The organism is Acidithiobacillus sp. (assembly GCF_023255755.1).
Lineage (GTDB): Bacteria > Pseudomonadota > Gammaproteobacteria > Acidithiobacillales > Acidithiobacillaceae > Acidithiobacillus.
The window spans coordinates 1-5419 of record NZ_JAGDVS010000014.1 but is presented as its reverse complement, the minus strand read 5'-3'; the positions used below and the strand labels follow the sequence as shown (position 1 = coordinate 5419).

Here is a 5419-nt window from a genome sequence, read left to right as displayed (position 1 = left end):
GGGGGTGTTGAGGCTGGCCTGGGCAACCAGATAAACACTGCCGCCGCGTCCGCCATCGCCGCCATCGGGGCCGCCGAAAGGAATAAACTTTTCGCGGCGAAAACTCACCGATCCATGGCCACCGTTACCGGAGGCCACATGAATGCGTACTTCGTCAATAAATTTCATAGAAAAACCCCGCTCCCGCAGAAACGGGGCGGGGTCCCTCTGAGCAGAGGCCTGCTTAGGCCGCTGAAACGACGCTGACGGTGCGCACCTGGCGCGGACCCTTGCGCTCGAACTTCACGACACCCTCGGCGGTGGCAAAGAGCGTATGGTCTTTGCCGATGCCGACGTTGGCGCCCGGATAAAACTGGGTGCCACGCTGACGAATAATGATGTTGCCGCTGATAACTTCCTGTCCGGCGTAGCGCTTGACGCCCAGACGCTTGGATTGAGAATCGCGGCCGTTACGGGAGGAACCTCCAGCCTTCTTATGTGCCATGATTGTGCTCCTTAGGCTTCAATGCCGGTGATGCGGACTTCGGTAAAATACTGACGATGGCCCTGCTGCTTGCGGTAATGCTTGCGCCGGCGCATCTTGAAAATATGTACCTTTTTGGCACGACCCTGGCTGAGTACGGTGGCTTTCACCGCGGCACCCTCCACCAGGGGCCGTCCTACCTGGACATCACTGCCGACGCCGACCATGAGGACACGGTCCAGTGCGAGTTCGACACCGGGCTCAACTTCCATTCTTTCGAGTCGGAGCTTGTCGCCCACTGCCACCCGATACTGCTTGCCACCATTCTCAATGACCGCGTACATCACAAACCTCCAACAAGGGTTTCGCCGATACTGCCCGGAAAAGCTCGCTAAGATACCGTTATTAAGGTATTAACGTCAAGCGTATTTAACTGTCGGGCATTTGGGGTTTTGACAGGTTGTCGGACCAACAAGAAACGGGACGCATCAAGAGCCCCGGCTGCCTGTTCCAGCGTTTATTGGTGTCAGACAGGAGCCCTCAACACCGGCGTATCGAAGCCCTGTTCGCGCAGTCGGATGCCGCGCAAGGGTGCGGAACGTTCAAAGTCTCTAATTACTTCGAGGACGTCGTGGTCGATGAAACCCACATGTTCGCCATCCAGTATGATCTCTGCACCCTTGGGCAGCCGCTCCAGGATATGGGAGAGGCGTGCCTTGTTAACAAATGTCACCTCCCGATTCAGCGCAATTTTGTAAGCGGAACCCTCCCGTCCAATCTCTATGGCGCTGTGGTAATTGGCCTTGAGCACAAAGAACACTCCTGCCAGCAGGCCGACGACTACCCCTATGATGAGGCTGGTAAACAGAATCGCGACAATGGTGATTATGAACGGTAGATACTGCGATTTATCGAGCCGAAACATTCGCTTGAATATGCTTGGATGGGCCAGCTTGAAGCCGACGAAAATCAGGATGGATGCTAAGGCAGCTAGCGGAATCTGGTTCATCAGCGTCGCCAGAAACAGTACGGCAAGTAGCAGAAACAGGCCATGTAGAAAGGCACTCGCCTTAGTGCGGGCCCCTGCCGCCACATTGGCGGTACTGCGCACGATAACCGCCGCCACCGGAAGGCCGCCGATGAGGCCACTGGTGACATTGGCGATACCCTGACCCAGCAGCTCGCGGTCCAGCGGTGTGCGCCGTTTGAAGACATCGAGTTTGTCGGCGGCTTCAATGGAAAGCAGGCTTTCGAGGCTCGCAATGAAAGTGAGGGCGATGGCCGTCACCCAGACGGTCTTCGATCCGATCATCCCCCAGTCCGGCATGTGCAGCATATCCCGAAAATCCGCGAAAGAGCGAATGATCGGCAAGTTGACCAGGTTGGGGCCGCTGACGGCCAGGCTCGGAACGGCGTAGAGAAGCCATGTGTTGAGTAAGGTGCCCAAAACCACCGCCATGAGTGGCCCGGACAGCCAGGTCTGTTTACGCAATAGCGCTACTTTGTCCCAGGTGATCAGGATGGACAGGGCAAGTACGCTGACCAGCAGAGCGCCCCACTCCAGGTGTGCCAGGGCAGCAACGGCAGCGGTGAAGGTGTTCTCGCCATGCGCGCCGATGAAGTCCTGACTGCCGAATTCACCCAGATCAAAACCGATGGCGTAGGGAAATTGTTTGAGGATGAGGATGATGCCGATAGCCGACAGAATCCCCTGAATAACGGCAGAGGGAAAAAAATAGGCGACGACACCTGCACGGATCACACCTAAAACGATCTGGATGACCCCGGCGATGACCACCGCCAGCAGAAAAGCGGAGAAACTCGGTAAAGTTTGCATGGCCACCAGAACCGTGGCGACGATGGCCGGCGTCGGACCGCTGACGGCCAGTTGCGAACGGCTGAACAAGGGGACCAGCACGCCACCTACGATGCCGGCGATAAGTCCGGCGATCAGCGGTGTCCCTGATGCCAAAGCTACGCCGAGGCAGAGCGGCATCGCCACCAGGGCCACGACCACCGCGGCGGGCACATCGGCGCGCAGATTTTTGAGGGGCGAAAGGTTCACACTGTTTTCCATGCTGTGTCCTCAGGCGAGTCTATCGAACTTCTGTTTTCCCACGTTGTAGGCGAGGATGGCCCCTTCTTCCATGTCGAAGTACCAGCCATGCAACTGCAGTTCACCCCGCACCACGCGGCGACGCACACTGTCAAAGGTCAGCAGATTCTCCAGCGAAACCAGAATGCTGGCTTTTTCGAGGGCGCGCGCCTGTTCTTCGGGGCTGGCATCAGCATATTCCCGCATCACGTCAGAACGGGCATCTCTGGCAATGTCCACCCAGGGGCCGACATACTTGCCTTCAGTGCCGTTCAATAGCGCTTTCATGCCACCGCAATGTGAATGGCCATTGATAATGATATGTTCCACCTCCAGGTGACTGACCGCAAAATCCACCGCTGCGCTGGTGCCATGAAGATGGCCGTCTTGCTCCGCCGGGGGAACGAGATTAGCGACGTTGCGCACCACAAAAATGTCTCCGGGCTCGCTGCCGTAGAGTGACGTAGGCGTGACTCGGGAATCGGAACAGCCTATCAGCATGACTTTTGGGTTTTGCCCTTTCTCCACCAGGGTATCGAAAAAGTTTGGCCGTTCCTCATAATAGGTGTGGTGGAAATCCTTGAAGCCGTCGATCATGGCGTCGATCACGTCGTTATTCATGGCTACCACTCCCTCGTTATCAGATGAAATTCGGATGAAAACGCGACCTCGCCTTGGACTTTATCAACAAGTCTCAACAACTATCAAGCCATTTGATAATGTTGGAAAATGGTCACAAAAAAGCCCCCAAAGGGGGCTCCTTCGTGCTGCTTGTGACGCATTTCAGCCGTGACGGGCACGAATCTGGCGAGCCGCCTCGACCATGTTCTCCAGCGCCGGGGTGACCTCCGCCCACTTGCGGGTTTTCAGGCCGCAGTCGGGGTTGATCCACAGGCGCTCGGCGGGGACCACCTTTACCGCCTTTTCCATCAGGCCCACCATCTCTTCGACGCTGGGTACGCGTGGGGAGTGGATGTCATAGACGCCCGGTCCGATTTCGTTGGGGTAGTTGAAGGTTGCGAAAGCGTCCAGCAATTCCATTTGCGAGCGTGAGGTCTCAATGGTGATCACGTCGGCATCCATGGCCGCAATGGCGGGCAGAATATCGTTGAACTCCGAGTAGCACATGTGCGTGTGGATCTGCACATCATCGGGGGCGATCTGCGCCGAAATGCGGAAGGCGCGCGACGCCCAGTTGAGATACTGATCCCAATCCTTGCGCTTGAGGGGCAGACCTTCACGGTAGGCTGGCTCGTCGATCTGAATGATGCCGATGCCTGCATCAATCAAGTCCTTGACCTCATCGCGGATGGCCAGAGCGATCTGCAACGCAGTACGTTCGCGGGGCTGGTCATCACGGACGAAAGACCATTGCAGGATGGTCACCGGGCCGGTGAGCATGCCCTTCATTGGCCGCTTGGTCAGGGACTGGGCGTACTTGCTCCAGGCCACCGTCATCGGGGTGGGGCGAGAGACATCACCGAAAATCAACGGCGGCTTGACGTAGCGCGAACCGTAACTCTGCACCCAACCATGGCGGGTAAAAGCAAATCCGGACAATTGCTCGCCGAAGTACTCTACCATGTCATTGCGCTCGGGCTCGCCATGCACGGGCACGTCAATACCGAGACGCTCCTGCTCCTTCACCACCAGAGCGATTTCCGCTTCCATCGCCTTCTGGTAATTGGCATTGCTCAGCTCGCCTTTGCGATTCTGCAAACGGGCCTTACGGATTTCCGGGGTCTGGGGGAAGCTGCCAATACTGGTGGTCGGGAAGGCGGGTAGTTTGAAGCGCGCCCGCTGTGCCGCTTCCCGCGCCGGGAAGGGACTGTTGCGCTGACCGTCATCCTTACCCAAGCCTTCAAGGCGCTGAGCGACGGCGGGGTTGTGAATGCGCGGCGAGCTGCGGCGGGGCGCGGCGGCGGCGCGGGCGGCAGCCAGTTCCTGGGCCACCGACTCCGTGCCTTTGTCCAGGGCGCGGCTGATGACGGCGACTTCGTCCAGCTTCTGCACGGAGAAGGCGAGCCAGGACTTCAGTTCAGCGTCCAGCTCCGTCTCCTGATCCAGATCTACGGGCGTATGCAGCAGGCTGCAGGACGGTGCGACCCAGAGACGGTCGCCGAGCTGCTGGTGGGCGGGCTGCAGGAGTTCCAGTGCGGCATCGAGGTCAGCGCGCCAGACGTTACGACCGTCGACGACACCGAGGGAGAGCACCTTGTCGGCGGGGTAGTCGGTGAGGAAACTGTTCAACTGCTGCGGCGCACGGCGCAGATCAAGATGCAAGCCAGCGACGGGCAGGGCCTTGAGCTGTTTGGCATGATCGGCAACGGATTCGAAGTAAGCCGCGAGTAGTATCCTGGGCGATTTGCCCTTGCTTAGTGTCTGGTAGGCCGTATCCAGCGCCTTGATCCATTCCTGGGGCAGGTCAAGCGCGAGGGCGGGTTCATCCATCTGCACCCATTCCACACCCAGTTCCGCCAGGCGGGCGAGGACCTCAGCATAGACCGGCAGCACCTTGGGCAGCAGGGTCAGGCGATCAAAGCAGGCGTTGCCCACCGGGGCGCCGTGGCCGTGACAGGCACTGTCGTCATGATGATGCTGGGCCTCGGCCTTAAGGTCTTTCTCTTTACCGAGCCAGAGATAGGTGATGGGGCCGACTAGGACGGGCTTGGCCTTCAGGCCCAGTGCCTGCGCCTCTTTCACCTGGGCAAAAATGCGGTCGCTGGAGAGGCGAAAATCCATACCCTCATGGAATTCAGGGACGATGAAGTGATAATTGGCGTCAAACCATTTGGTCATTTCCATGGCGGGCTGGGTGCTGGAGCCGCGCGCCATGGCGAAGAAGGTGGCGAGGTCCACCT

Annotated in this window: 5 protein-coding genes and 1 pseudogene; all 6 read right to left on the bottom strand. The window is 58.5% G+C overall.

Annotation, left to right across the window (positions count from 1 at the left end):
• Positions 1-168, bottom strand: a pseudogene (gene obgE / locus Q0C48_RS01200) (GTPase ObgE); the annotation flags it as partial.
• A gap of 55 nt (positions 169-223) precedes the next feature.
• Positions 224-484, bottom strand: a complete 261-nt coding sequence (rpmA, locus tag Q0C48_RS01195) for a 50S ribosomal protein L27 (RefSeq protein ID WP_014030066.1) — start codon at positions 482-484, stop codon at positions 224-226.
• An 11-nt stretch (positions 485-495) separates the two neighbouring features.
• Positions 496-807, bottom strand: a complete 312-nt coding sequence (gene rplU / locus Q0C48_RS01190) for a 50S ribosomal protein L21 (protein WP_291520760.1) — start codon at positions 805-807, stop codon at positions 496-498.
• Positions 808-989: 182 nt separating this feature from the next.
• Positions 990-2540, bottom strand: a complete 1551-nt coding sequence (locus Q0C48_RS01185; protein ID WP_291520758.1) for a SulP family inorganic anion transporter — start codon at positions 2538-2540, stop codon at positions 990-992.
• Between the two features lie 9 nt (positions 2541-2549).
• Positions 2550-3179 (bottom strand): carbonic anhydrase, encoded by a 630-nt coding sequence (locus tag Q0C48_RS01180; RefSeq protein ID WP_291520756.1) that lies wholly within the window; start codon positions 3177-3179, stop codon positions 2550-2552.
• 162 nt (positions 3180-3341) lie between these two features.
• Positions 3342-5419, bottom strand: a 2078-nt coding sequence (metE, locus tag Q0C48_RS01175; protein WP_291520754.1) for a 5-methyltetrahydropteroyltriglutamate--homocysteine S-methyltransferase, incomplete at its 5' end; no start/stop codon positions are given.